Raw genomic sequence first — 25,211 nt, forward strand, 5'->3', positions numbered from 1 at the left:
TCATCGGGGCGCCGAACCGCCGCGAAGAGGCCGGTACAGGCTTCACACCAAACGCTGCCCCGACACCGCCGGATGGTACAACGGCTGCACCTTGTTCCCTGCCGGGTCCAGCAGGTGGAAGCTGCGCGCCCCGTCACCATGGTTGAACGGCCGGTCCAGCAAGGTCACGCCGTGCGCCTTGAAGTACTGATACCAGGCTTCCAGCTCCTCCACGCTATCGACGATGAACCCATAGTGGTCCAGGGTCTGCAACCCATTGGCCGCCCCTGCCCCGCGCCCCAGCGACAGGTTGTCGTTACCACAAGTGAGGTACACCAGGTCTTCGTTGGCGCGGTTCAGCACTTCCATGCCCAGCACATCGACGTAGAAGCGTTCACACTCCTCCAGGTTGGGTACCAACAAGGCAATATGACGCAGGCCGTTCAGGCGGCCAGGGCGTGCAGGCAATTCGGACATTGGCGAGGCTCCATTTTTGTATACAATTCATAATAGAATTTAAAACAAAAGGAGAGCCTTGTGTATAGCCTGTTCATCAAGACCCGAGTGAAGCCCGGTTACGCCGATGAATTTCTGACTGCGATCAAGGACAATGCCGCGGCTTCCGTTGCCAACGAACCTGGCTGCCTGGTGTTCGATGTGTCGCAGGACCGGGTCGACCCGGAGGTGATCTACCTGTACGAGATATACCGCGATGATGCGGCGTATGACGCGCATACGCAGACTGCGCACTTTCGCGATAGCCGGCCGTTGGTCGAGCCGCTGATCGTCGAACAGGAATGCTTCGAGAGTGATGTGATTGCGCGTAATCCGGTGTACTAGCCACCAATGAAAAGCCCCGGCAAATAGCCGGGGCTCGGAGCGAAGGTGGCCAAATCCTTTTGGCCGACGGGACATTCCTTATTCGGCTTTCAGGCCGTCCGACATCACACTTTTGACGCCTTTGATGTTCTTGGTAATACGAACAGCTTCTTCTTTCTGGGACTGAGTCACCGCCACGTCAGACGACAGCGAGACGACACCTTGGCTGGTCTCGACTTTGATGTCGCTGCCTGGAATACCTTTTTCAGTCAGCAGGTCCGCTTTCACTTTGGTGGTGATCCAGGTGTCAGAACCTTCCTGCTTGGCGTTGTCCACGGTATTGGCGGCCAACATGACTGGAGCCTGGGTTGGCTCTGCAGCGAACGCGCCGTTAGCCATGGTCAGGGTCAGGGCGGTAGCAGTAGCGGCAGCAATGGCGAACTTCTTCATGTGAGTCACTCCTGTTTTTCGAAAGGTCTGCGCCGTATGTCCTGGCGTCAGGTATGAAGGTAGTTGCACGCGCTGTGCCAGATTTTCCGCTTCGCTTGTTTCCTTTCAAATCAATAAGTTAGCGAAAAACCAGCATTCCCGTCGTCGTGCATTTTGCAATCTGCACGGTAAACCTGCATGCAAGATGCAAGTCCGCAAAAGGTTCCCTTTCGCCCATGAAAAAAGGGCCCCGAAGGGCCCTTTTCCTGTTGCGTGGCAGTCGCTTAGACGCCCGAGGCCTTGGCCGCGGCAACGTCCTTGATCGACAGCTTGATACGGCCGCGGTTGTCCACGTCCAGTACCAGTACTTCGACTTCCTGGCCTTCTTTCAGGATGTCGGTGACTTTCTCGACGCGAGCATCGCTCAACATGGAGATGTGCACCAGGCCGTCCTTGCCAGGCAGGATGTTGACGAAGGCACCGAAGTCGACGATGCGCTCGACCTTGCCGACGTAGATCTTGCCGATCTCGGCCTCGGCGGTGATGCCCAGGATGCGCTGCTTGGCAGCCTCTGCCGCTTCCTTGGTTTCGCCGAAGATCTTGATCGAGCCGTCGTCTTCGATGTCGATCGAAGCCTTGGTCTCTTCGCAGATGGCGCGAATGGTGGCACCACCTTTACCGATGACGTCACGGATCTTGTCGGTGTCGATCTTCATCGCGATCATGGTCGGGGCGTTGGCCGACAGCTCGCTACGCGACTGGGCGATGATCTGGTTCATCTGGCCGAGGATGTTCAGGCGCGCTTCCAGGGCCTGGCCCAGGGCGATTTCCATGATCTCTTCGGTGATGCCGTTGATCTTGATGTCCATCTGCAGCGCAGTAACACCCTTGGCGGTACCGGCTACCTTGAAGTCCATGTCGCCCAGATGGTCTTCGTCACCCAGGATGTCGGTCAGGACGGCGAACTTGTCACCTTCCTTGACCAGGCCCATGGCGATACCGGCAACCGGTGCCTTCATCGGTACACCGGCGTCCATCAGGGCCAGGGAAGCACCACAGACCGAAGCCATGGAGCTGGAACCGTTGGATTCGGTGATTTCCGATACCACGCGGATGGTGTACGGGAAGTCGCTGTCGCTCGGCAGCATGGCCTGCACGCCACGACGGGCCAGGCGGCCGTGGCCGATTTCACGACGGCCGGCGCCGCCCATGCGGCCGCACTCACCCACCGAGAATGGCGGGAAGTTGTAGTGCAGCATGAACGGGTCTTTCTTCTCGCCTTCCAGGGTGTCCAGCAGCTGGGCGTCACGGGCAGTACCCAGGGTCGCGACGACCAGGGCCTGGGTTTCGCCACGGGTGAACAGCGCCGAACCGTGGGTCTTCGGCAATACGCCGACTTCGATGTTCAGTGGGCGCACGGTGCGGGTGTCACGGCCGTCGATACGCGGTTTGCCGTTGACGATGTTCTCGCGGACGGTGCGGTATTCCAGCTCGCCGAAGATGTCCTTGATGGCGCCGGCGGACGGGCCGGTCTCTTCGTTGCTCAGACGGGCAACAGCCTCGTCGCGCAGCTGGCCCAGGCGGTTGTAACGGTCAGCCTTCTGGGTGATGGTGTAGGCCTGCGAAACGGCTTCGCCGAACTCGCCACGCACCAGGTTCATCAGCTCGACGTTGGCTGGGGCTGGCTGCCAGTCCCAGGTCGGCTTGCCGGCTTCGGCGGCCAGTTCCTTGACGGCCTGGATCACGGCCTGGAATTCGTCGTGGGCGAACAGTACGGCGCCCAGCATCTGGTCTTCGGTCAGCTCTTTGGCTTCCGATTCAACCATCAGTACAGCGTCGGAGGTACCGGCAACGACCATGTCCAGGCTCGAGGCAGCCAGTTGCTCGTAGGTCGGGTTCAGCAGGTAGCCGGTGCTTTCGTGGAAGGCAACGCGAGCGGCGCCGATCGGGCCTTCGAATGGAATGCCGGAAATTGCCAGGGCAGCCGAGGTACCGATCATCGCAGCGATGTCCGGGTCGGTCTTCTTGCTGGTGGAAACCACGGTGCAGACGACCTGCACTTCGTTCATGAAGCCTTCCGGGAACAGCGGACGGATCGGACGGTCGATCAGGCGCGAGGTCAGGGTCTCTTTCTCGGAAGGACGGCCTTCACGCTTGAAGAAGCCACCCGGGATCTTGCCGGCGGCGTAGGTCTTTTCCTGGTAGTGGACCGACAGCGGGAAGAAGCCCTTGCCTGGATCGGCCTGTTTGGCGCCTACCACAGTCACCAGCACGGTGACGTCGTTGTCGACGGTCACCAGCACGGCGCCGGTTGCCTGACGGGCAATACGGCCCGTTTCGAGAGTAACGGTCGATTGACCGAACTGGAAAGTCTTGATTACCGGGTTCACGGTTTCCTACCTTTTTCAGTGGCTCTTGGGGGAACTGGTTTCTTGCGAATTCTTGGGCAGAACGGGGAATCGGCCCCATTGACCGTCCAGATACAACACGAGGCTGGGAGCCTGGCACCAAGCGGAAAATCCGCTCAGCATTGCCAGGCTGCCAACCTCGGAGATACGCGTGGCGTGTCCAACTGCAGCACTGCAAAACAGCCCTGCCGAAGCCTGCGACACGCCATGCACACCACTGGCCAGGCCGCTATTAGCGACGCAGACCCAGGCGACCGATCAGGGCGCTGTAACGAGTGGTGTCTTTGCCCTTCAGGTAGTCCAGCAGCTTACGACGCTGGTTGACCATACGAATCAGACCACGACGGGAGTGGTGGTCTTTGTCGTTGGCCTTGAAGTGGCCTTGCAGCTTGTTGATGTTGGCGGTCAGCAGAGCAACCTGCACTTCCGGGCTACCGGTATCGCCGGCGGCTTGCTGGTATTCGGCAACGATCTGAGCTTTTTCTTCAACGCTGAGGGCCATTTGGCTTCTCCTGATAACGGATCCCGCATGCGGGGTCCAATAGGCCAGGGACAAATCCCTGTATTAATAAAAAAGGTGTGACCGTGCCTACTGACAGCCACCCTTGGTGCCGTGGGGCCTGGCAACTGCCTGGCCCCGCGGTTTCGGTCATTCCGACCGAATCAGCCGACGCGGCGCAATGCGCCCGTCTTCGCTCACTTCACCGATACCGATGAAGCGTGCATTGTGATCCTGTACCCGGACCATGCCAAATTGTGGCGCGTCCGGTGCGCGTACCGCCTGCCCATGCAGCCAGTAGAACGCACTGTGTTCGGACAGGCACACCAGCGGCCAGTCCTGCAGGCCGCTGTCCGAGGGCATGAGGAAGCGGTCGAGCGCTTCGTTGCCGCCTTCGGCGTGGGCCTGTTCGAGTTCCTCGAGGGTGACCGTCTGTGCCAGCGCGAAAGGCCCGGCCTGGGTCCTGCGCAGCTCGGCGACATAGGCGCCACAGCCAAGGGCCTCGCCGATATCCTCCACCAGGGTGCGGATATAGGTGCCTTTGCTGCATCCTACGCTCAACCGTGCACGGGTGCCTTCGCACTCGAGCAACTCCAAGCGGCCAATAGTAACAGAACGCGCCTCGCGCTCCACTACCTCTCCTGCACGTGCCAGCTTGTACAGCGGCTGGCCGTCACGCTTGAGCGCCGAGTACATCGGCGGTATCTGGCTGATCTGGCCACGAAACCGCGGCAGCAGGGCCTCGATGTCGGCGCGACCAACGGTCACCTCGCGGGTCTGCAGCACCTCACCTTCGGCATCACCGGTGTTGGTAGTCTGCCCCATCTGCATGACCGTTTCGTAGCCCTTGTCGGAATCGAGCAGGTACTGCGAAAACTTGGTCGCTTCGCCAAAGCACAGCGGCAGCACGCCGGTTGCCAGCGGGTCGAGGCTGCCGGTGTGGCCGGCTTTTTCCGCATTGAGCAGCCAGCGCACCTTTTGCAGCGCGGCGTTGGAGGTGAAGCCCAGCGGCTTGTCGAGCAGGATGATGCCGCTGACGTTGCGGCGGATACGTTTGACCTGGGCCACCGCTTACTCCTCGGCGTCCGGCTTGTCGGCATCCTTGTGCAGACGGTCTTCGGCGACCGCGCGCTCGATCAGTGCCGACAGGTGGACACCGCGGCTGACGCTTTCGTCGAAGTGGAAATGCAGTTGCGGCACGCTGCGCAGCTGCATCGAGCGGCCCAGGTGCAGACGCAGGAAGCTGGCGGCGCTGTTCAGGGCCTTGAGCGACTGCTGCACTGCGTCTGGCGTTTCTTCGCCCATGACGGTGATGAAGACCTTGGCATGGCCTAGGTCGCGGCTGACATCCACAGCGGTGATGGTGACCAGACCGACGCGGGGGTCCTTGACTTCACGGCGGATCAGCTCGGCCAGCTCGCGCTGCATCTGATCACCGATACGTTGGGTACGGCTGTATTCTTTGGCCATTCTTGCTACCTGTAACTTAAAGCGGCAAACGCCCGGTCAGGCTGATGCCTGACCGGGCGCTACCTACTGAGGCACTGCCCACCGCCCTGCGGCGGGGGCTGGCGCCCTGCTCACCCTTAGAGGGTACGAGCAACCTGGACTTTCTCGAAGACTTCGATCTTGTCGCCGACCTTGACGTCGTTGTAGCTCTTCACGCCAATACCGCACTCCATGCCGTTACGCACTTCGGAGGCGTCGTCCTTGAAGCGACGCAGCGACTCCAGTTCGCCTTCGAAGATCACAACGTCTTCGCGCAGTACGCGGATCGGACGGTTGCGGTACACGGTACCCTCGATGACCATACAGCCAGCGATGGCGCCGAACTTCGGCGAACGGAACACATCACGTACTTCGGCGACACCCAGGATGTTCTCGCGAACATCGCTGCCGAGCATGCCGGTCAGGGCCTTCTTGACGTCTTCGATGATGTCGTAGATCACGTTGTAGTAACGCATATCCAGACCTTCCTGCTCGACGATCTTGCGCGCGCCGGCATCGGCACGCACGTTGAAGCCGAACAGTACTGCATTCGAAGCCAGCGCCAGGTTGGCGTCGCTTTCGGTGATACCACCGACGCCGCCACCGATCACGCGTACCTGAACTTCGTCGTTGCCCAGGCCCGACAGCGAACCCTGCAGTGCTTCCAGGGAACCACGCACGTCGGTCTTGAGGACGATGTTGAGGGTCTTCTTCTCTTCCTGACCCATGGTCTCGAAGATGTTTTCCAGCTTGCCGGCGTGAGCACGGGCCAGCTTGACCTCGCGGTACTTGCCTTGACGGAACAGGGCAACTTCACGGGCCTTCTTCTCGTCGGCAACCACGGACAGCTCGTCACCGGCTTCCGGGGTACCGTCCAGGCCGAGGATCTCGACCGGGATCGACGGGCCGGCTTCCTTCACAGGCTTGCCGTTCTCGTCGAGCATGGCGCGCACGCGGCCATAGTTGGAACCGCACAGGACCATATCGCCCTGACGCAGGGTACCGTCCTGAACCAGGATGGTAGCCACCGGGCCACGGCCCTTGTCCAGACGCGATTCGACAACCACGCCACGACCTGGAGCGGTCGGGGTAGCGGTCAGCTCGAGGATCTCGGCCTGCAGCAGGACAGCTTCGAGCAGCTCGTCGACGCCGGTACCCATCTTCGCCGAAACCTTGACGAACGGAGTGTCACCACCCCAGTCCTCGGAGGTCACGCCTTCGACGGCCAGCTCGTTGCGGATGCGATCGATATCGGCACCCGGCTTGTCGATCTTGTTCACCGCAACCACCAGCGGAACGCCAGCTGCCTTGGCATGCTGAACGGCTTCGCGGGTTTGCGGCATCACGCCGTCGTCCGCCGCCACCACCAGGATGACGATGTCGGTAGCCTTGGCACCACGGGCACGCATTGCGGTGAACGCAGCGTGGCCTGGGGTATCGAGGAAGGTGACCATGCCGCGGTCGGTTTCCACGTGGTAGGCACCGATGTGCTGGGTAATACCACCGGCTTCGCCAGCGGCAACCTTGGCACGACGGATGTAGTCGAGCAGCGAGGTCTTACCGTGGTCAACGTGACCCATGACGGTAACGACCGGCGCACGCGATTCGACTTCACCTTCGAACTTCAGCGATTCGGCCAGGGAGTCTTCCAGGGCGGTATCGCTGACCAGGGTCACTTTGTGGCCCAGTTCTTCGGCGACCAGCTGAGCGGTTTCCTGGTCGAGCACCTGGTTGATGGTGACCGGGGTACCCAGCTTGAACATGAACTTGACCACTTCAGCGGCCTTGACCGACATCTGTTGGGCCAGTTCCGAGACGGTGATGGTCTCGCCGATGGTCACGTCACGGATGACTGGACCGGTCGGGTTCTGGAAGCCGTGCTGGTTGCGCTTCTTCAGCTTGCTCTTGCCACCGCGGCCACGGCGTACGCCATCGCTCTCTTCATCGGTGGTGCGCGGTGCGGCACGAGGAGTCGGAGCCTTTTCCTTCTCCTTGACCTTGACCTTGATCGACACGCGCGGGGCCTCGCCACGACGCTCGCCACCACGACGGTCTTCGTCACGGGTGCGGCCTTCGTTGCGACGGGCTTCGTCCTTCTTGCGCTCGGCAGCACGGGCTGCGGCGTCTTCGGACGCCGGGGCGTCGGCAACTACCGGGGCCGGGGCAGCGGCAGGCGCCGCCTCTGGCTTGGCGGCAGGCGCAGGGGCTGCAGCAGCGGTATCGGCGGCCTGACGGCGAGCCTGCTCTTCGTTGCGCTGGCGAACTTCGGCCTCGACCTTCTCGCGAGCGGCATTTTCAGCCGCGCGGCGCTCATCCAGTTCACGCTTCTGCTCAGCCTGGATTTCTTCCGGGCTGCGCTGCACGAATACTTTCTTCTTGCGTACTTCTACGCTGATGCTCTTGCTACCGGCGACACGCAGGGTGCTGGTGGTTTTGCGCTGCAAGGTAATCTTGCGCGGTTCTTCCGCCTTGCTCTTGTGGCTGCTCTTCAAATGAGTCAGCAAGGTCTGCTTCTCATTGTCGGTCACTACCTGACCGGCGTCGGTGTGCGGCAGACCTGCCTCACGCATCTGCTGCAGCAGGCGCTCTACCGGTGCCTCGACCTCTTGGGCCAGTTCTTTCACCGTGACTTGCGTCATGCACTTCTCTCCTCAGGCCGCGCCTAATTACTCGAACCAGTGGGCTCGGGCGGCCATGATCAACTTGCCGGCACGCTCTTCGTCGATGCCGTCGATGTCGAGCAGATCGTCGATCGACTGCTCGGCCAGGTCTTCGCGGTTAACCACGCCGCGCACCGCCAGTTCCGCCGCCAGGTCCTTGTCCATGCCCTCGAGCGAGAGCAGGTCGTCAGCCGGATGGGCGTCTGCCAGTTTTTCTTCGGTAGCGATGGCCTTGGTCAACAAACGGTCCTTGGCTCGAGCGCGGAGCTCGTTGACGATATCTTCGTCAAAGCCATCGATGTTGAGCATTTCTTCCAACGGTACGTAGGCAATTTCTTCGAGGCTGGTGAAGCCTTCGTCGACCAGCACTTGGGCCAGCTCCTCGTCGACTTCCAGTTCATCGATGAAATTGCGCAGGATGTCACCGGTTTCGGCCTGCTGCTTGGCCTGGATGTCCTTCTCGGTCATCACGTTCAGGGTCCAGCCGGTCAGCTGACTGGCCAGGCGAACGTTCTGACCGCCACGACCAATGGCCTGGGCCAGGTTGTCCTCGGCAACGGCGATGTCCATGGCATGGGCATCTTCATCAACGATGATCGCCGCGACTTCAGCCGGCGACATGGCGTTGATGACAAACTGCGCCGGGTTATCGTCCCACAGGACGATATCCACACGCTCACCACCCAGCTCCCCGGATACGGCCTGGACGCGCGAACCACGCATGCCGATGCAGGCGCCTTGCGGGTCGATGCGCTTGTCCTTGGAGCGGACGGCGATCTTGGCTCGCGAACCCGGATCACGGGAGGCAGCCATGACTTCGATGAGGCCTTCGGCAATTTCCGGCACTTCGATGCGGAAAAGCTCGATCAGCATCTGTGGCGCGGTGCGCGACAGGATCAGCTGAGGGCCACGGTTCTCGGTGCGAATTTCCTTGAGCAGCGCACGCAGGCGCACGCCAACACGGAAGGTCTCACGCGGAATGATGTCTTCGCGGGCCAGCAGGGCCTCGGCGTTGTTGCCCAGGTCAACGATGACGTTGTCGCGGGTAACCTTTTTGACGGTGCCGGAGATGATCTCGCCAACGCGCTCGCGGTAGGCATCGACCACCTGGGCACGCTCGGCCTCACGGACCTTCTGCACGATGACCTGCTTGGCGGTCTGGGCGGCAATACGACCGAACTCGATGGACTCGATCTTCTCTTCGATCACGTCACCGACCTTGGCTTCAGGGTGGGTTTCGTGAATCTTGCTCAACCAGGTCTCGATCGCCGGATCATCAAGATCGGCTTCGTCGACCACGGTCCAGCGACGGAAGGTCTCGTAGCTACCGGTGTGGCGGTTGATCTCCACACGCAGGTCGACTTCGTCTTCAAAACGTTTTTTGGTTGCAGTGGCCAGTGCCACTTCCAGCGCTTCGAAAATGACGCCGGGCGGTACACCTTTTTCGTTGGATACCGATTCAACAACCAGCAGTACTTCTTTGCTCATCGTACGCCTCGCCTTGCGCAAGCCATTGGGCCCGGATAGTCCGCCGGGCCCGGCACGTCTCAGTCAAAACTGGGAATAATATTGGCCTTGTCGATCGAGTCGATCGGCAACAGGAACTCTTGATTGTCCACCTGGACCACCACATCCTGCTCCTCCACACCGCGGAGAAGGCCCTGGAAGTTACGACGACCCTCGAAGGGTGAGCGCAGCTTGATCTTCACTTGTTCGCCGGCATGCGAGGCAAACTGTTCCAGAGTGAACAGTGGGCGATCCATGCCTGGAGAAGACACCTCGAGGGTGTATTCACTGCTGATCGGATCTTCCACATCGAGAATTGCGCTGGCCTGACGGCTGACCGCTTCGCAGTCGTCCACCAGGATGCCGCCTTCCTTGTCGATGTAGATGCGCAGTACCGAATGCTTACCCTGGGAAACGTATTCGATCCCCCAGCATTGATAGCCCAGACCCTCGACAACCGGGGCCAACAAGGCCTGCAACTGTTCTAGCTTGCTCGACACCTGAACCCCCTCGTGCATGCTGTGCAAATAAAAAATGGGCGAAGCGCCCATCCCTGAAAGCGCCGTTGGACAACGACGCCGAAAACTGTTCGGTTAGCAAAAAGCCCCTGAAAAGGGGCTCCGCTGAAGCTGGTTGCGGGGGCTGGATTTGAACCAACGACCTTCGGGTTATGAGCCCGACGAGCTACCAAGCTGCTCCACCCCGCGACAAAGCTGGGGCAAAAGTATAAGACCGAACCCTCCTGAGGGTCAAATCCGAACCTTCACCTGCAAGAAAGCCCGCTAAAGCGGGCTCTCAAGCTTTAATTGGTACCGAGAAGGGGACTCGAACCCCTACACCCTATGGGCACAACCACCTCAAGGTTGCGTGTCTACCAATTCCACCACCTCGGCAATACTACTACTTGAAACCCGTTACTTCTGCTCTTGTGCCGGAGGAGGTACATCACCCGTATTAGGAGTGGTTTCGCTCTTCTGCTGCTGGAGCACCGGTACATCATCATTAACTGCCGGTTTCTGCGGCTCTTTCACTTCTAGCACTGCTGGATCTGGAAGACCTGCTTGGCTAAGCTGGTGAGCTTGTTGCTTCGCGAAGTATCCTAACCCAAGTGCTGTCAAAAAGAAAGTGGCAGCGAGTATAGCAGTTAATTTACTCAGGAACGTTGCAGAGCCCTGGCTCCCGAACACGGTATTTGAAGCACCCGCGCCGAAAGATGCTCCTGCTTCCGCACCTTTACCCTGTTGCAACAGAACCAGCACTACAAGCGACAGCGCTGCCAACAGATGAAAAACAACGATGACTGTTTCCAGCATTTGTTCAGTTTCCTGCGGCGCGACAAATTGCACCGAATTCGTCTGCGTTCAGGGAAGCTCCACCAATGAGCCCCCCATCGATATCCGGCATGCCGAACAGTTCGGCCGCATTGGCCGCCTTCACGCTGCCGCCGTAGAGCAACTGCACCTTCGCAGCCACTTCAGCATCTTCTGCCGCCAGCTGGCCGCGGATGGCTGCATGCACATCCTGGGCCTGCTGTGGCGTGGCCGTAAGGCCAGTGCCAATGGCCCATACAGGCTCATAGGCAATTACTGCATTGGCAAAAGCCTTAACACCGAATGCCTCGATGATACTGCTTAGTTGACGCCCGACAACTTCGAGCGTTTTGCCGGCCTCGCGCTCTTCAAGGGTTTCCCCGATGCAAAGCACTGGCTTCAAACCTTTGGCTTGGGCCGCTGCAAACTTGCGATTGAGCACTTCGTCGGTTTCACCAATGATCTGGCGACGCTCCGAATGACCAATCAACACCAACTTGCAGCCTGCTTCAACCAGCTGTTCCGGAGCAACTTCTCCGGTCAGCGCACCCTGTTCGGGTTGTACTGCAGAATTCTGTGCGCCGACAGTAATTTCCTTGCCTGCCAGGCCATCGATCACTTGATTGATGAACAAGGCCGGTGGAAACACCGCGACTTCCACTCCGCTCGGCAAGGCCAGATTTCTCAAGCCTTCGGTCAGCTCAGCGACGCTAGCGCGGGTACCGTGCATCTTCCAGTTACCAGCTACCATAGGGCGACGCATGCTTTACCTCGTCGGTCAAAGTGGGCGCAGATAGTACCCAACCCTATCTGCGCTGGCAAGCGCCTTCAGACACAAACTTCGCCGACCAGTTTGGCCAACGCTTCTGCGTGCGCACGCACCTGGCTTTCGTCCTCGCCCTCGACCATCACCCGCACCAACGGCTCGGTACCGGATTTGCGCAGCAGCACGCGGCCGCGGCCGGCCAAGGCCTCGGTCACCTTGGCACTGGCTTCCTTGACCGCCGGGTGCTCCAGCGGGTCGACCTTGCTGGCGCCATAGCGCACATTGATCAGCACCTGCGGGCACTTGCGCAGGGCCTGACGAGCCTGGGCCAGGGTTTCGCCACGACGTTTGAGTGCCATCAGCACCTGCAGCGCAGCGATGATCGCGTCACCAGTGGTGGTGTGATTGCAGCACACGACGTGACCAGAGTTTTCACCACCGACCAGCCACTCACGCTCCAGCAGCTCGGCCATGACATAACGGTCACCGACCTTGGCCCGCACGAACGGGATATCCAGGTCCTTCAGCGCAAGCTCAAGGCCCAGGTTGCTCATCAGCGTGCCCACTACCCCGCCCTGCAGCTTGCCCCGCTCCTGCAGGTCGCGGGCGATGATGAACAGCAGTTCGTCACCATCGACGATGGCGCCGGTGTGGTCGACCATCAGCACCCGGTCGCCATCACCGTCGAAGGCGATGCCCAGGTCGGCATGACCGACCAGCACGGCAGCCTGCAGCGATTCGATGTGAGTCGAGCCACAGCCTTCGTTGATGTTCAGGCCGTCGGGCTGGGCATGCAGCACGGTCACATCAGCACCCAGCTCGCGGAACACGCTTGGCGCGACCTTGTAGGTGGCGCCATGGGCGCAATCGACCACCAGCTTGAGGCCGTCGAAACTGGTGCTGCTCGGCACGCTGCTCTTGCAGAACTCGATGTAGCGGCCGGCGGCATCATTGATGCGCGAAACCTTGCCCAGCTTGCCCGACTCGACAACGGTCATCGGCTGGTCGAGCAATTCCTCGATCATCAGCTCGACTTCGTCCGGCAGCTTGGTCCCCTGGCCCGAGAAGAACTTGATGCCGTTGTCATCGTGCGGGTTGTGCGAGGCGCTGATGACGATACCGGCTTCGGCGTGGAAGGTACGCGTCAGGTAGGCGATGGCCGGCGTAGGCATCGGCCCGAGCAGCATCACGTCGGCACCCGCCGCAGACAGGCCGGCTTCGAGTGCGGACTCGAACATGTAGCCGGAAATACGCGTGTCCTTGCCAACCAGCACCCGGCAGTGGCCTTGCTTGCGGAAGGCCATGCCGGCTGCCCAGCCAAGCTTCAGCATGAAGTCAGGCGTGATCGGGTATTCTCCGACGCGGCCACGAATGCCGTCGGTACCAAAGTATTTTCTGCTCATAGGGGCTCCAATGTTCTTATTCGGCGCTTTGCACCGCAGCGATCATGCGCACCACATCAACGGTTTCGGCCACATCATGGACACGAAGAATGCTCGCCCCCTTGGTCATGGCCAACGCCGCCAGCGCAAGGCTGCCGTACAACCGCTCGCCGACCGGACGTTCCAGCGTCAGGCCGATCATGCTCTTGCGTGAAACACCCACCAGCAGCGGGCGCCCAAGGCGATAGAGCGCTTCCATATGCTTGAACAAGCTCAGGTTGTGCGCCAGTGTCTTGGCGAAACCGAAGCCCGGATCAAGGATGATTCTGTTTGCGTCAATGCCCGCCGCAGCGCAGGCGGCCATTCGCTGCTCAAGGTAACGCGTAACGTCGGCAGTCACATCTTCGTAATGTGGGTCGTCCTGCATGTTACCCGGCTCGCCGCGCATGTGCATGAGGCATACCGGCAGGCCGGTATCCGCGGCAGCGTCCAGGGCGCCATCGCGCTCCAGGGCTCGCACGTCGTTGATCAGCCCGGCACCGAGGCGCGCCGATTCACGCATGACCGCCGGGGTGGAGGTATCGACCGAGATGACCACATCGAGGCGGCTGTTGATCGCCTCGACCATGGGGGCTACCCGCTCCAGCTCCTCGGTCACCGATACCGCGCGCGCGCCCGGCCGCGTGGACTCGCCGCCGATGTCGATCAGCGTGGCGCCTGCGGCAACCATCGCTTCGGCATGACGCAACGCCTCGTCGCGCTGGTTGAAGCGCCCACCATCAGAAAAGGAATCAGGGGTGATATTGAGAATACCCATGACATGGGTACGCGACAAATCAAGAACCCGGTTGCCGCAAGGCAACCGGGTCGGGTACTGCGCTGAGCTCATAGATGCCCTTAGTGTTGAGCCGCTGGACCGCCGATCGGCGATTCCGGGCGATCACCCTGGGCAGCAGGCTTGCCCGAAGCCGAGTCATCATCCCAGTCGCGCGGTTCGCGGGGGGTACGGCCAGCCATGATATCGTCAATCTGCTCGGCGTCGATGGTCTCGTACTTCATCAGCGCTTCGGCCATGGCATCGAGCTTGTCACGGTTGTCGGTGAGCAATTGCTTGGCCGTGGCGTAGCACTGGTCGATGATGCTGCGCACTTCCGAGTCGATCAGCTTGGCGGTTTCGCCAGAAACGCTGGCGTGCTGGCTGGCAGCACTGCGACCCAGGAACACCTCGCCTTCTTCCTCGGCGTACATCAGCGGGCCGAGTTTTTCGGAAAGGCCCCACTTGGTCACCATGTTTCGGGCGATCTGGCTGGCACGCATGATGTCGTTGGACGCGCCGGTAGTGACACCGTCGAAGCCCAGGGTCATTTCTTCGGCAATACGGCCGCCGTACAGCGAGCAGATCTGGCTGATCAGTGCGCGCTTGGACAGGCTGTAGCGGTCTTCTTCCGGCAGGAACATGGTCACGCCCAGGGCACGACCGCGCGGAATGATCGAAACCTTGTAGACCGGATCGTGCTCAGGCACCAGGCGACCGACAATGGCGTGGCCAGCCTCGTGGTAGGCGGTGTTCTGCTTTTCTTTCTCGGACATGACCATGGTCTTGCGCTCGGCGCCCATCATGATCTTGTCCTTGGCCAGCTCGAACTCTTTCATTTCGACCAGGCGCTTGTTGGCGCGCGCGGCAAACAGCGAGGCCTCGTTGACCAGGTTGGCCAGGTCTGCACCAGAGAAGCCAGGGGTACCACGAGCAATGACCGCCGGGTTGACGTTCTCGCCGACCGGCACCTTGCGCATGTGAACCTTGAGGATCTGCTCGCGACCACGAATGTCCGGCAGGCCAACCACCACCTGGCGGTCGAAGCGGCCGGGGCGCAGCAGAGCCGGGTCGAGCACGTCCGGACGGTTGGTAGCGGCGATGACGATGATGCCATCGTTCATCTCGAAGCCGTCCATCTCTACCAGCAACTGGTTGAGGGTTTGCTCACGCTCGTCGTGACCACCACCCATGCCAGCGCCACGGTGGCGACCAACGGCGTCGATCTCGTCGATGAAGATGATGCACGGGGCGTGCTTCTTGGCCTGTTCGAACATGTCGCGCACACGGCTGGCACCGACACCGACGAACATTTCCACGAAGTCCGAACCGGAAATGGTGAAGAACGGCACCTTCGCCTCGCCGGCGATGGCCTTGGCAAGCAAGGTCTTACCGGTACCGGGCGGGCCGACCATCAGCACGCCACGCGGGATACGGCCGCCCAGGCGCTGGAACTTGCCCGGGTCGCGCAGGAACTCGACCAGCTCGCCGACTTCTTCCTTGGCTTCGTCGCAACCTGCAACGTCGGCCAGGGTGGTCTTGACCTGGTCTTCGGACAGCAGGCGCGCCTTGCTCTTGCCGAAGCTCATCGGCCCGCCCTTGCCGCCCGCACCGCCCTGCATCTGGCGCATGAAGAACATGAAGACGGCGATGATCACCAGGATCGGGAAGCTCGCCACCAGCAGCTGGGTCCAGATGCTCTGCTGCTCAGGCTGCTTGCCTTCGACGATGACGTGGTTGTCGACCAGGTCGCCGATCAGGCCGTTGTCGGTAATGGCCGGGCGAACGGTCTTGAAATTGTCGCCGTCGGCGCGCTTGCCGGTAATGATGTAGCCGTCGACGGTCACACGCTCGACCTTGCCATCCTTGACCTGCTGAATGAAGTCGGAATAGTTGAGGGTCTGCGGCTCGTTAGGGCTGGAGAAGTTGTTCATCACTGTCACCAGGACAGCTGCGATGATCAACCACAGGATCAGATTCTTTGCCATGTCGTTCAATTCGCTACCCTCTGAGGTCGGCGCACGACGCAGCCGTTCCTCGCATGATATTCATCGCCCTAACTTACTACATTACCTACGCAGCCGCAGGCACCGTCTGTAACCCTTTGTGAAAGCTAGACTACACGAAGTTCGGACGATCCTGACGCAGCGGCCGATTGGAAATAACTATCGGCCACCACGCTTCACGCCTTTCATGCCCCTTTGAAACCCCTGCCCAGCAGGTACTGCTCGCGGGAACGGTCACGCGACGACGACGGCTTGCGCATCTGTACCTTGTCGAACTTGCTGCGCACGTCCTTGAGGTACACGTCAAAACCTTCGCCCTGGAAAATCTTGATCAGGAAATCGCCGCCGGGCTTTAGCACGCGGGTTGCCAGATCGAGGGCCAGCTCGCAGAGGAACATGGCACGCGGCATGTCCACCGCAGGCGTACCACTCATATTGGGGGCCATGTCGGAAATCACAAGGTCCACGTGCGAATCGCCGACGGCCTCGAGAATGCGCTGCAGCACTTCATCATGGGTGAAATCGCCCTGGATGAAGGTCACATCGGGGATCGAGTCCATCTCCAGGATGTCGGAAGCAATCAGGCGGCCCTGGCCACCAATCAGACGACTGGTCACCTGCGACCAGCCACCAGGAGCCGCGCCGAGGTCGATCACGCTCATGCCTGGGCGGATCAGCCGGTCCTTTTCCTGGATCTCCAGCAATTTGTAGCTCGCACGCGAGCGGTAGCCATCCTTTTGTGCCTGTTTCACAAAAGGATCGTTGAAATGCTCTCGCAGCCAGTTAGCGCTGCTTTTGGAACGTTGTACCACGGGGCACCTCGATGATATGCGTCGTGATTGACTGGGCGGAGCCGGTGGCCCTCGGGTAAAATGCCGGTCAATTTTACAGAATCAGACGGAAAGGGTCAGATTATGCCGCTCAATAACGAGCAGAAGAAGCAATACAAGTCCATTGGTCATGACCTGAAGCCGGTCCTGATCGTTGCTGGCAACGGTTTGAATGAAGGCGTCATCGCCGAACTGGAGCGCGCCCTGGTCGACCATGAGCTGATCAAGGTCGAAATTCGCTCGGAAGACCGCGAAGAGCGGGCCGAGACCATTGCCGAACTGTGCAAGGCCGGCCGTGCCGAGCTGGTGCAGACCATTGGCAAGAAAGCCCTGATCTACCGCAAGAACCCACAGCCGAACAAGCAGCTGTCCAATATCCACCGTTACAAGTAACGGCTGGACGCCCGGATCGGCGGGCTACCTGTAGGAGCGGCCTTGTGTCGCGATGGGCTGCGAAGCAGCCCCCTGCAGTATCTGCGGCAAAGCTGATATCCGGGGCTGCTTCGCAGCCCATCGCGACACAAGGCCGCTCCTACAAGGACCGCGACAGCCCAGGCTAGCGGCGCACCTTGACCGGAACAGGCTGGGCCACCAGCACGATGCCGGAAAAGCCCAGCACCAGGAAACAGAGCAGCTGCCAGCGCTCGCCAACGGAAATACCGTAGCGCAAGGTGTAATACCCCACGCAGGCACCGAAGCCGAGCAACAGCATCTGGCCACGGAACTGCTGCCACCAGGCCGACAGGCCGTCCACCCTTGCCAGCACCGCCAGCTGGGTCAACAAGCCAAGCAGCGCCACACCGATCAACCAGCGGTCGATCTGCCCGGCGATATCCTGCACCAGCAGCGGCGCCAGGCCACTGACCTTGAGCGCGGGCACCAGCCCCACGTGAAACACCCACAAGCCACCGACCCAGAAAACCTGGGCCAGCTGCCATAGGATCCCCTCGAGGGATGGCGCCCGCAGGCGCCGGTCAGATGTGCTTGACTTCGACAATCTCGTACTCGACCGTCCCGCTAGGCGTCTTGACGACGACAGTATCACCTTCTTCCTTGCCGATGATGGCACGGGCAATCGGCGCACCGCTCGAGAGTTTGCCCTGCTTCACGTCAGCTTCATCCTCGCCGACGATCTGGTAGGTCACCTCTTCATCGGTTTCGGTGTTGGCCAGTACCACGGTGGTACCGAAAATCACCTTGCCGGTGTGAGGGATGGTGGTCACGTCGATCACCACCGAGTTCTGCAGACGGCCTTCGATATCGCGGATACGCGCCTCGACCATGCCCTGCTCTTCACGGGCGGCATGGTATTCGGCGTTTTCCTTGAGGTCGCCCAGTTCGCGCGCTTCGCCGATGGCCTGGCTCAGGCGCGGGCGCTCGGTCTTGCTCAGGAACAGGTGCTCCTCTTCCAGGGCGCGAGCGCCCTGGACGGTCATCGGGTACTTGGTAATGCTCATGCTTTCAGTCCTGCATGCAGATCCTGCAGGCGACGAACGGTCTTTTCCGGACCGAATTTCAGCGCCTCGCAGATGGCTTCACCGGCCGCAATGGTAGTGGTGCAGTAAATCTTGTGCTGCAGCGCATTGCGACGAATCGAGTAGGAATCGGCGATCGACTGGCGGCCTTCGGTGGTGTTGATGATCAGCGACACTTCGTCGTTCTTGATCATGTCGACCACGTGCGGGCGACCTTCGGTCACCTTGTTCACACGGCGCACTTTCAGGCCAGCCGCTTCGATAACCTTGGCAGTGCCGGCAGTTGCAACCACTTCGAAGCCCAGGGCGATCAGGTCGCGGGCAACGCCAGCCACTTGCGGCTTGTCGTCGTCACGCACGCTGATGAAGGCGGTACCGCCGGTCGGCAGCACTTCGCTGGCACCCATCTGGGCCTTGGCGAAGGCTTCACCGAAGCTGTCACCGACACCCATGACTTCACCGGTCGATTTCATCTCAGGGCCGAGGATCGGGTCAACCCCCGGGAACTTGGCGAACGGGAAGACGGCTTCCTTGACGCTGTAGAAGTTCGGGATGATTTCCTGGGTGAAGCCCAGCTCTTTGAGGGTTTTGCCAGCCATGACGCGGGCTGCGATCATCGCCAGGGAGGTGCCGATGCACTTGGAGACGAACGGCACGGTACGCGAAGCGCGCGGGTTGACTTCGATCACGTAGATCTTGTCGCCCTGCAGGGCCAGCTGCACGTTCATCAGGCCGACCACGCCCAGCTCCAGGGCCATTTTCTTGACCTGTACGCGGACTTCGTCCTGCACTTCCTTGCTCAGCGAGTAAGGTGGCAGCGAGCACGCCGAGTCACCGGAGTGAACGCCGGCCTGTTCGATGTGCTGCATGATCGCGCCGATCACCACGTCGGTGCCGTCGCACACCGCATCCACATCCATCTCGATGGCGCAGTTGAGGAAGTGGTCGAGCAATACCGGGCTGTCGTTGGACACCTGCACGGCTTCACGCAGGTAGCGCTTGAGCTCGTCCAGTTCGTATACGATTTCCATGGCACGGCCGCCCAGCACGTACGACGGGCGCACTACCAGCGGGTAGCCGATGCCGCCAGCGGCGCTGATGGCTTCTTCTTCGCTGCGCACGGTGGCGTTTGGCGGCTGCAGCAGGTTCAGGCGCTGAACCATCTGCTGGAAGCGCTCGCGGTCTTCGGCGCGGTCGATGGCGTCAGGGCTGGTACCGATGATCGGTACGCCGGCTTCTTCCAGGGCGCGGGCCAGTTTCAGCGGGGTCTGGCCGCCGTAGTGGACGATCACGCCTTTCGGCTTCTCGACGCGGCACACTTCCAGCACGTCTTCCAGGGTCAGCGGCTCGAAGTACAGGCGGTCGGAGGTGTCGTAGTCGGTGGAGACGGTTTCCGGGTTGCAGTTGACCATGATGGTCTCGTAACCGTCTTCACGCAGCGCCAGTGCGGCGTGTACGCAGCAGTAGTCGAACTCGATACCCTGGCCGATACGGTTAGGGCCGCCACCCAGGATCATGATCTTGTCGCGGGTCGACGGGTTGGCCTCGCACTCTTCCTCGTAGGTGGAGTACAGGTAGGCAGTGTCGGTGGCGAACTCGGCAGCGCAGGTGTCGACGCGCTTGTACACCGGGAACACTTCCAGCTTGTGGCGGTGACGGCGCAAGTTCTTGTCGGTGATACCCAACAGCTTGGCCAGGCGCTGGTCGGAGAAGCCCTTGCGCTTGAGGCGCAGCATGTAGTCCTTGTCGATCGACGACAGGGCCAGGGTCTTGACCTTCTCCTCTTCCTTGATCAGGTCTTCCATCTGCACCAGGAACCACATGTCGATGCCGGTCAGGTCGAAGATCTGCTCGCAGGTCATGCCGGCACGCATGGCGTCGGCCACGTACCAGATACGCTCGGCGCCCGGTACGGTCAGCTCGCGCTTGAGGATGCTGCTGGCTTCAGGGTTGGCCAGGTCGACTTTCGGGTCGAGGCCGCAGGCGCCGACTTCCAGGCCGCGCAGGGCTTTCTGCAGGGACTCCTGGAAGGTACGGCCGATGGCCATGACTTCACCCACGGACTTCATCTGGGTGGTCAGGCGGGCGTCGGCTTTCGGGAATTTTTCGAAGGCGAAACGCGGCAGCTTGGTGACGACGTAGTCGATCGACGGTTCGAAGGACGCCGGGGTGCGGCCGCCGGTGATGTCGTTCTGCAGTTCGTCGAGGGTGTAGCCGACAGCCAGCTTGGCAGCGATCTTGGCGATCGGGAAGCCGGTGGCCTTGGAGGCCAGCGCCGAGGAACGCGAAACGCGCGGGTTCATCTCGATCACGACCATGCGGCCAGTGTTCGGGCAGATACCGAACTGCACGTTGGAACCGCCGGTTTCCACACCGATTTCACGCAGCACCGCCAGCGAGGCGTTGCGCATGATCTGGTATTCCTTGTCGGTCAGGGTCTGTGCTGGGGCAACGGTGATCGAGTCACCGGTGTGCACGCCCATCGGGTCGAAGTTCTCGATCGAGCAGACGATGATGCAGTTGTCCTTTTTGTCGCGGACCACCTCCATCTCGTATTCCTTCCAACCGATCAGCGATTCGTCGATCAGCAGCTCCTTGGTCGGCGACAGGTCCAGGCCACGGGCGCAGATTTCTTCGAACTCTTCACGGTTGTAGGCGATACCACCACCGGTGCCGCCCATGGTGAACGACGGACGGATGATGCACGGGAAGCCCAGGCGCTCGAGGACGGCGTTGGCTTCTTCCATGCTGTGGGCGATACCGGAGCGCGGGCACTCCAGGCCGATGTCCTTCATCGCCTTGTCGAAGCGCGAGCGGTCTTCGGCCTTGTCGATGGTGTCGGCGTTGGCACCGATCATTTCCACGCCGAACTTTTCCAGAACGCCGTGGCGCTCCAGGTCCAGGGCGCAGTTCAGTGCAGTCTGGCCACCCATGGTCGGCAGCAGTGCGTCCGGGCGCTCTTTCTCGATGATCTTGGCCACCGACTGCCACTTGATCGGCTCGATGTAGGTGGCGTCGGCCATGGCCGGGTCGGTCATGATGGTGGCCGGGTTGGAGTTCACCAGGATGACGCGGAAACCTTCCTCACGCAGGGCCTTACAGGCCTGGGCGCCGGAGTAGTCGAATTCGCAGGCCTGGCCGATCACGATCGGGCCAGCGCCGAGAATCAGGATGCTTTTGATGTCTGTACGTTTTGGCATGGTTGTCACTCAAATCCGGGGTCAGTCGGCAAGCCGCTTTGAACAATCTGGGTCAGGCGCTTCCGGGCGCGGCGCAAGCCGGCCCGGGGCCTTGAAGCAGGATGCTCAGCGGCGCTTGGCCATGGCATCGATGAAACGATCGAACAGTGGCGCGACGTCGGTCGGGCCTGGGCTCGCTTCAGGGTGGCCCTGGAAGCTGAACGCGCTCTTGTCGGTACGCTCGATACCCTGCAGGGTGCCGTCGAACAGCGACTTGTGGATGGCGCGGACGTTGCCCGGCAGGGTGGCCTCGTCAACGGCAAAGCCGTGGTTCTGGCTGGTGATCATGACCACGCCGGTGTCCAGGTCCTGGACCGGGTGGTTGGCACCGTGGTGGCCGTGGCCCATTTTCACGGTCTTGGCGCCAGAAGCCAGGGCCAGCAGCTGGTGGCCCAGGCAGATGCCGAATACCGGGATCTCGGTCTCGAGGATGTCCTTGATCGCCTGGATGGCGTAGTCGCACGGCTCGGGGTCGCCAGGGCCGTTGGACAGGAACACGCCGTCCGGGTTGAGTGCCAGCACTTCGCTGGCCGGGGTCTGGGCCGGCACCACGGTCACGCGGCAGCCACGGGCAACCAGCATGCGCAGGATGTTCAGCTTGACGCCGTAGTCGAAGGCGACCACGTGGTATGGCAGGTCAGCGGCTTCGATGGTCGGGTGGCTGTCGGTCTTCAGTTCCCACACGCTGGAGCGCCACTCGTAGCGTTCCTTGGTGGAAACGACCTTGGCCAGGTCCATGCCCTTCAGGCCCGGGAAGGCGCGGGCAGCGGCGATGGCGGCTTCTTCGCTGATGTTGTCACCGGCGAGAATGCAACCGTTCTGAGCGCCCTTTTCACGCAGGATTCGGGTCAGGCGACGGGTGTCGATGCCAGCGATGGCGACGACGTTGTTGGCCTTGAGGTACTCAGGCAGCGACTGGGTGTTACGCCAGTTGCTGGCCAGCAGCGGCAGGTCACGAATGACCAGGCCAGCGGACCAGACGCGGTTCGACTCGGCGTCTTCCGGGGTAGTACCGGTGTTGCCGATGTGCGGGTAGGTCAGGGTAACGATTTGCTGCGCGTAGGAAGGGTCTGTAAGGATTTCCTGGTAGCCGGTCATAGCGGTGTTGAATACCACCTCACCAACGGTCTGACCGTCGGCACCGATAGCTTCACCGCGGAAAATACTGCCGTCGGCAAGGGCGAGTATGGCTGGCTTTGTCAAGAAGACCTCCCGTAAATCAAGCATGAAAGGGCGATCGCAGGTTGCAAAAAAGCGGAGTGACGTATGGACACGTCACCCCGCTTTCATGTGCTGAATTCAATTCGCTGCGCGCTTTTAGTGGACACACTAAAGCTGTAGCTTACAGAAAAGTGCGTTTTCGGTCTACCGCGGATGTGCCTCTAAAACACATCAATGCGACAGGCTGACATCTGTGCCGGCTTCTTCGCGGGTAAACCCGCTCCTACAGGGATAGCGCCATGCCTGAGGGCAACGCTGTACCTGTAGGAGCGGGTTTACCCGCGAAGAAGCCAACACCGCTCCAACTACTTAACGCAGCTCGAGCACATCCTGCATGTCGTACAGGCCAGGCTCACGCCCGTCCAGCCACAGCGCCGCACGCACAGCGCCCTTGGCGAAAGTCATGCGGCTGGAAGCCTTGTGGGTAATCTCGACGCGCTCACCTTCAGCAGCGAACAGCACGGTATGGTCACCCACCACATCACCGGCACGCACGGTGGCGAAGCCGATGGTCTGACGCTCACGCGCACCGGTCTGCCCTTCACGGCCATACACGGCCACTTCCTGCAGGTTGCGACCCAGCGCCTGGGCAACCACTTCACCCATGCGCAGCGCGGTGCCCGACGGCGCATCGACCTTGTGCCGGTGGTGCGCTTCGAGGATTTCGATATCCACATCGTCACCCAGCACGCGCGCCGCGGTATCCAGCAGCTTCAGGCACAGGTTGACGCCAACGCTGAAGTTGGCAGCGAAGACGATAGGGATTTCCTTGCCGGCTTCGGCCAACTGCTGCTTCTCTTCTGGAGTGAAGCCAGTGGTGCCGATGACCATCGCCTTGCCCGCCTTGCGGCAGAACGCCAGGTTCTTCAGGGTTACCGAAGGGTGGGTGAAGTCGATCAGCACGTCGAACTCATCGACCACCTTGCTCAGGTCGTCGGAAATCGGCACACCAATACGACCCAGGGCCGCCAACTCACCAGCATCAGCCCCTACCAGCGAGCTGTCCGGGCGGTCGATCGCCGCCGTCAGGCCCGCCTGGGGAGCCTGCTGCTGCACGGCTTCGACGAGGGTCTTGCCCATCCGCCCTGCCGCGCCCATCACTGCAATACGTCGCATAGCCATTTCCTTGTCAGAGATCGCCGAAGAAGCGCTTCACGCCATCGAACCAGCCACTGGCCTTGGGCGAGTGGGAGCTATCGCCTTCCAGCGAATCACGCAGCTCTTCGAGCAACTCGCGCTGGCGGCGGCTGAGGTTGACCGGGGTTTCCACCGCCACGCGGCACAGCAGGTCACCCGCACCACCACCACGCACCGGGGCAACACCCTTGCCGCGCAGGCGGAACTGCTTGCCGGTCTGGGTGCCTTCCGGGATCTTCAGCTTCACCCGACCATCCAGGGTCGGCACTTCCAGCTCGCCACCCAGGGCGGCATCGGTGTAGCTGATCGGTACTTCGCAGTACAGGTGCTTGCCATCACGCTGGAAAATCTCGTGCTCACGCACGTTGATCACCACATACAGGTCGCCAGTCGGGCCACCATGGGTACCGGCCTCGCCCTCGCCCGACAGGCGGATGCGGTCGCCGGTATCGACACCTGCCGGCACCTTGACCGACAGCGTCTTGTATTCCTCGACACGGCCTTCGCCGTGGCACGAGGTGCAGGGGTCGGTAATGATCTTGCCCTGGCCATGGCAGCGCGGGCAGGTCTGCTGTACCGAGAAGAAGCCCTGCTGCATGCGCACCTGGCCGATACCGCCACAAGTCGGGCAGGTGGACGGGGTCGAGCCCTTCTTGGCACCGGAGCCGTCGCAAGGCTGGCAGTTGACCAAGGTGGGCACGCGGATGCTGACCGTAGTGCCACGCACCGCCTCTTCCAGGTTCAGCTCCAGGGTGTAGCGCAGGTCGCTGCCGCGCTGAGCGCCGCCACGCGAGCCGCCGCGGCCGCCACCGAAGAAGTCGCTAAACACATCGCCGAAGATGTCGGAGAAGTTGGCACCGCCGAAACCGGCGCCACCGCCACCCATGCTCGGGTCTACACCCGCATGGCCGTATTGGTCGAAGGCCGCACGCTTACTGGCGTCAGACAGCACTTCGTAGGCCTCGTTGGCCTCCTTGAACTTGTCTTCCGACTCTTTGTCGCCGGGGTTTCGGTCCGGGTGGTACTTCATCGCCAGGCGGCGGTAAGCCTTCTTGAGGTCAGCTTCGCTGGCGCCGCGCTCGACACCCAGTACCTCATAATAATCACGCTTGGACATAGGTCATTTGCACCTTGTTGGGCGTCTGGCATCTGCGCCGCGCCATCAGCACCTGCCTTTTGCCCACCAGGGCCACTGACAGATGCTGTAAAAATTCTCGAATTCCAGATACGCCAACGCGGGAGC

General features: G+C 61.2%; 23 protein-coding genes and 2 tRNA genes. 2 read left to right on the top strand and 23 right to left on the bottom strand.

What is annotated here, in order from left to right:
- Nucleotides 1-42: 42 nt before the first annotated feature.
- On the bottom strand, nucleotides 43-456 hold the full coding sequence (locus C163_RS22495; protein ID WP_010955354.1) for a VOC family protein: 414 nt from the start codon (nucleotides 454-456) through the stop codon (nucleotides 43-45).
- Between the two features lie 60 nt (nucleotides 457-516).
- Between C163_RS22495 and C163_RS22500 the strand changes: the two genes are divergently transcribed.
- Nucleotides 517-819 carry a putative quinol monooxygenase gene (locus C163_RS22500; protein ID WP_025340696.1) on the top strand — a complete coding sequence of 101 codons (303 nt, stop codon included), beginning with the start codon at nucleotides 517-519 and terminating at the stop codon, nucleotides 817-819.
- A gap of 78 nt (nucleotides 820-897) precedes the next feature.
- On the opposite strand, the gene C163_RS22505 is transcribed toward C163_RS22500, so the two are convergent.
- The 16 genes from C163_RS22505 to rlmE form a co-directional block, all read right to left on the bottom strand.
- Nucleotides 898-1,248 (bottom strand): BON domain-containing protein, encoded by a 351-nt coding sequence (locus C163_RS22505; RefSeq protein WP_025340697.1) that lies wholly within the window; start codon nucleotides 1,246-1,248, stop codon nucleotides 898-900.
- Between the two features lie 263 nt (nucleotides 1,249-1,511).
- The gene (gene pnp / locus C163_RS22510) at nucleotides 1,512-3,617 is read right to left on the bottom strand and encodes a polyribonucleotide nucleotidyltransferase (RefSeq protein ID WP_025340698.1); all 2,106 of its coding nucleotides are present in this window, start codon (nucleotides 3,615-3,617) and stop codon (nucleotides 1,512-1,514) included.
- Nucleotides 3,618-3,867: 250 nt separating this feature from the next.
- On the bottom strand, nucleotides 3,868-4,137 hold the full coding sequence (gene rpsO / locus C163_RS22515) for a 30S ribosomal protein S15 (protein WP_003249971.1): 270 nt from the start codon (nucleotides 4,135-4,137) through the stop codon (nucleotides 3,868-3,870).
- Nucleotides 4,138-4,284: 147 nt separating this feature from the next.
- Nucleotides 4,285-5,202, bottom strand: a complete 918-nt coding sequence (gene truB, locus C163_RS22520; protein WP_013974284.1) for a tRNA pseudouridine(55) synthase TruB — start codon at nucleotides 5,200-5,202, stop codon at nucleotides 4,285-4,287.
- A gap of 3 nt (nucleotides 5,203-5,205) precedes the next feature.
- A complete protein-coding gene (gene rbfA / locus C163_RS22525; protein ID WP_025340699.1) occupies nucleotides 5,206-5,604 on the bottom strand; it encodes a 30S ribosome-binding factor RbfA in 399 nt (132 codons plus the stop codon).
- A 116-nt stretch (nucleotides 5,605-5,720) separates the two neighbouring features.
- Complete coding sequence (infB, locus tag C163_RS22530) at nucleotides 5,721-8,261, bottom strand: translation initiation factor IF-2 (protein WP_025340700.1); 2,541 nt, start codon at nucleotides 8,259-8,261, stop codon at nucleotides 5,721-5,723.
- Nucleotides 8,262-8,288: 27 nt separating this feature from the next.
- Nucleotides 8,289-9,770 (bottom strand): transcription termination factor NusA, encoded by a 1,482-nt coding sequence (gene nusA, locus C163_RS22535; RefSeq protein ID WP_003258062.1) that lies wholly within the window; start codon nucleotides 9,768-9,770, stop codon nucleotides 8,289-8,291.
- Nucleotides 9,771-9,829: 59 nt separating this feature from the next.
- Complete coding sequence (rimP, locus tag C163_RS22540; RefSeq protein ID WP_003249960.1) at nucleotides 9,830-10,288, bottom strand: ribosome maturation factor RimP; 459 nt, start codon at nucleotides 10,286-10,288, stop codon at nucleotides 9,830-9,832.
- Between the two features lie 130 nt (nucleotides 10,289-10,418).
- Nucleotides 10,419-10,495 (bottom strand) — tRNA-Met (locus tag C163_RS22545).
- A gap of 100 nt (nucleotides 10,496-10,595) precedes the next feature.
- Nucleotides 10,596-10,681, bottom strand: a tRNA-Leu gene (locus tag C163_RS22550).
- Between the two features lie 21 nt (nucleotides 10,682-10,702).
- Entirely contained in the window at nucleotides 10,703-11,101 is a 399-nt protein-coding gene (gene secG, locus C163_RS22555; RefSeq protein WP_015271857.1) for a preprotein translocase subunit SecG, read from the bottom strand.
- Nucleotides 11,102-11,105: 4 nt separating this feature from the next.
- On the bottom strand, nucleotides 11,106-11,861 hold the full coding sequence (gene tpiA, locus C163_RS22560) for a triose-phosphate isomerase (protein ID WP_025340701.1): 756 nt from the start codon (nucleotides 11,859-11,861) through the stop codon (nucleotides 11,106-11,108).
- Between the two features lie 65 nt (nucleotides 11,862-11,926).
- Nucleotides 11,927-13,267 (bottom strand): phosphoglucosamine mutase, encoded by a 1,341-nt coding sequence (gene glmM, locus C163_RS22565; RefSeq protein ID WP_025340702.1) that lies wholly within the window; start codon nucleotides 13,265-13,267, stop codon nucleotides 11,927-11,929.
- A gap of 16 nt (nucleotides 13,268-13,283) precedes the next feature.
- Nucleotides 13,284-14,135 carry a dihydropteroate synthase gene (gene folP / locus C163_RS22570; protein ID WP_025340703.1) on the bottom strand — a complete coding sequence of 284 codons (852 nt, stop codon included), beginning with the start codon at nucleotides 14,133-14,135 and terminating at the stop codon, nucleotides 13,284-13,286.
- 8 nt (nucleotides 14,136-14,143) lie between these two features.
- Nucleotides 14,144-16,048, bottom strand: a complete 1,905-nt coding sequence (gene ftsH / locus C163_RS22575; RefSeq protein WP_025340704.1) for an ATP-dependent zinc metalloprotease FtsH — start codon at nucleotides 16,046-16,048, stop codon at nucleotides 14,144-14,146.
- A 203-nt stretch (nucleotides 16,049-16,251) separates the two neighbouring features.
- The gene (gene rlmE / locus C163_RS22580) at nucleotides 16,252-16,878 is read right to left on the bottom strand and encodes a 23S rRNA (uridine(2552)-2'-O)-methyltransferase RlmE (RefSeq protein WP_025340705.1); all 627 of its coding nucleotides are present in this window, start codon (nucleotides 16,876-16,878) and stop codon (nucleotides 16,252-16,254) included.
- Between the two features lie 102 nt (nucleotides 16,879-16,980).
- Here rlmE and yhbY point away from each other — a divergent pair, with 102 nt between their 5' ends.
- Complete coding sequence (gene yhbY, locus C163_RS22585) at nucleotides 16,981-17,289, top strand: ribosome assembly RNA-binding protein YhbY (protein ID WP_003249945.1); 309 nt, start codon at nucleotides 16,981-16,983, stop codon at nucleotides 17,287-17,289.
- 163 nt (nucleotides 17,290-17,452) lie between these two features.
- Here the strand turns inward: yhbY and C163_RS22590 are convergent, their stop codons facing one another.
- The 6 genes from C163_RS22590 to dnaJ all read right to left on the bottom strand — a co-directional run bounded on the left by C163_RS22590 (nucleotide 17,453) and on the right by dnaJ (nucleotide 25,085).
- Nucleotides 17,453-17,893, bottom strand: a complete 441-nt coding sequence (locus C163_RS22590) for a hypothetical protein (protein ID WP_049798463.1) — start codon at nucleotides 17,891-17,893, stop codon at nucleotides 17,453-17,455.
- Nucleotides 17,871-18,347 carry a transcription elongation factor GreA gene (gene greA, locus C163_RS22595; RefSeq protein ID WP_024717413.1) on the bottom strand — a complete coding sequence of 159 codons (477 nt, stop codon included), beginning with the start codon at nucleotides 18,345-18,347 and terminating at the stop codon, nucleotides 17,871-17,873. Before greA ends, C163_RS22590 begins: the two co-directional genes overlap by 23 nt.
- A gap of 2 nt (nucleotides 18,348-18,349) precedes the next feature.
- Nucleotides 18,350-21,571: a carbamoyl-phosphate synthase large subunit gene (gene carB / locus C163_RS22600; RefSeq protein ID WP_015271865.1), complete on the bottom strand. Its 3,222-nt coding sequence runs from the start codon at nucleotides 21,569-21,571 to the stop codon at nucleotides 18,350-18,352.
- A 105-nt stretch (nucleotides 21,572-21,676) separates the two neighbouring features.
- Nucleotides 21,677-22,813 (bottom strand): glutamine-hydrolyzing carbamoyl-phosphate synthase small subunit, encoded by a 1,137-nt coding sequence (carA, locus tag C163_RS22605; RefSeq protein WP_025340706.1) that lies wholly within the window; start codon nucleotides 22,811-22,813, stop codon nucleotides 21,677-21,679.
- Nucleotides 22,814-23,140: 327 nt separating this feature from the next.
- Complete coding sequence (gene dapB / locus C163_RS22610) at nucleotides 23,141-23,947, bottom strand: 4-hydroxy-tetrahydrodipicolinate reductase (protein ID WP_013974295.1); 807 nt, start codon at nucleotides 23,945-23,947, stop codon at nucleotides 23,141-23,143.
- A 13-nt stretch (nucleotides 23,948-23,960) separates the two neighbouring features.
- Entirely contained in the window at nucleotides 23,961-25,085 is a 1,125-nt protein-coding gene (gene dnaJ, locus C163_RS22615; RefSeq protein ID WP_025340707.1) for a molecular chaperone DnaJ, read from the bottom strand.
- Nucleotides 25,086-25,211: the final 126 nt, after the last annotated feature.

Source organism: Pseudomonas sp. FGI182 (assembly GCF_000511325.1).
Classification (GTDB): domain Bacteria; phylum Pseudomonadota; class Gammaproteobacteria; order Pseudomonadales; family Pseudomonadaceae; genus Aquipseudomonas; species Aquipseudomonas putida_Z.

What these genes read in the sequence shown, in the direction of transcription:
- folP (WP_025340703.1), bottom strand. Translation starts at nt 14,135, where the DNA reads ATGAGCTCAGCGCAGTACCCGACCCGGTTGCCTTGCGGCAACCGGGTT.
- dnaJ (WP_025340707.1), bottom strand. Translation starts at nt 25,085, where the DNA reads ATGTCCAAGCGTGATTATTATGAGGTACTGGGTGTCGAGCGCGGCGCC.
- carB (WP_015271865.1), bottom strand. Translation starts at nt 21,571, where the DNA reads ATGCCAAAACGTACAGACATCAAAAGCATCCTGATTCTCGGCGCTGGC.
- yhbY (WP_003249945.1), top strand. Translation starts at nt 16,981, where the DNA reads ATGCCGCTCAATAACGAGCAGAAGAAGCAATACAAGTCCATTGGTCAT.
- tpiA (WP_025340701.1), bottom strand. Translation starts at nt 11,861, where the DNA reads ATGCGTCGCCCTATGGTAGCTGGTAACTGGAAGATGCACGGTACCCGC.
- glmM (WP_025340702.1), bottom strand. Translation starts at nt 13,267, where the DNA reads ATGAGCAGAAAATACTTTGGTACCGACGGCATTCGTGGCCGCGTCGGA.
- C163_RS22505 (WP_025340697.1), bottom strand. Translation starts at nt 1,248, where the DNA reads ATGAAGAAGTTCGCCATTGCTGCCGCTACTGCTACCGCCCTGACCCTG.
- nusA (WP_003258062.1), bottom strand. Translation starts at nt 9,770, where the DNA reads ATGAGCAAAGAAGTACTGCTGGTTGTTGAATCGGTATCCAACGAAAAA.
- ftsH (WP_025340704.1), bottom strand. Translation starts at nt 16,048, where the DNA reads ATGGCAAAGAATCTGATCCTGTGGTTGATCATCGCAGCTGTCCTGGTG.
- dapB (WP_013974295.1), bottom strand. Translation starts at nt 23,947, where the DNA reads ATGCGACGTATTGCAGTGATGGGCGCGGCAGGGCGGATGGGCAAGACC.
- secG (WP_015271857.1), bottom strand. Translation starts at nt 11,101, where the DNA reads ATGCTGGAAACAGTCATCGTTGTTTTTCATCTGTTGGCAGCGCTGTCG.
- rbfA (WP_025340699.1), bottom strand. Translation starts at nt 5,604, where the DNA reads ATGGCCAAAGAATACAGCCGTACCCAACGTATCGGTGATCAGATGCAG.
- infB (WP_025340700.1), bottom strand. Translation starts at nt 8,261, where the DNA reads ATGACGCAAGTCACGGTGAAAGAACTGGCCCAAGAGGTCGAGGCACCG.
- C163_RS22495 (WP_010955354.1), bottom strand. Translation starts at nt 456, where the DNA reads ATGTCCGAATTGCCTGCACGCCCTGGCCGCCTGAACGGCCTGCGTCAT.
- rpsO (WP_003249971.1), bottom strand. Translation starts at nt 4,137, where the DNA reads ATGGCCCTCAGCGTTGAAGAAAAAGCTCAGATCGTTGCCGAATACCAG.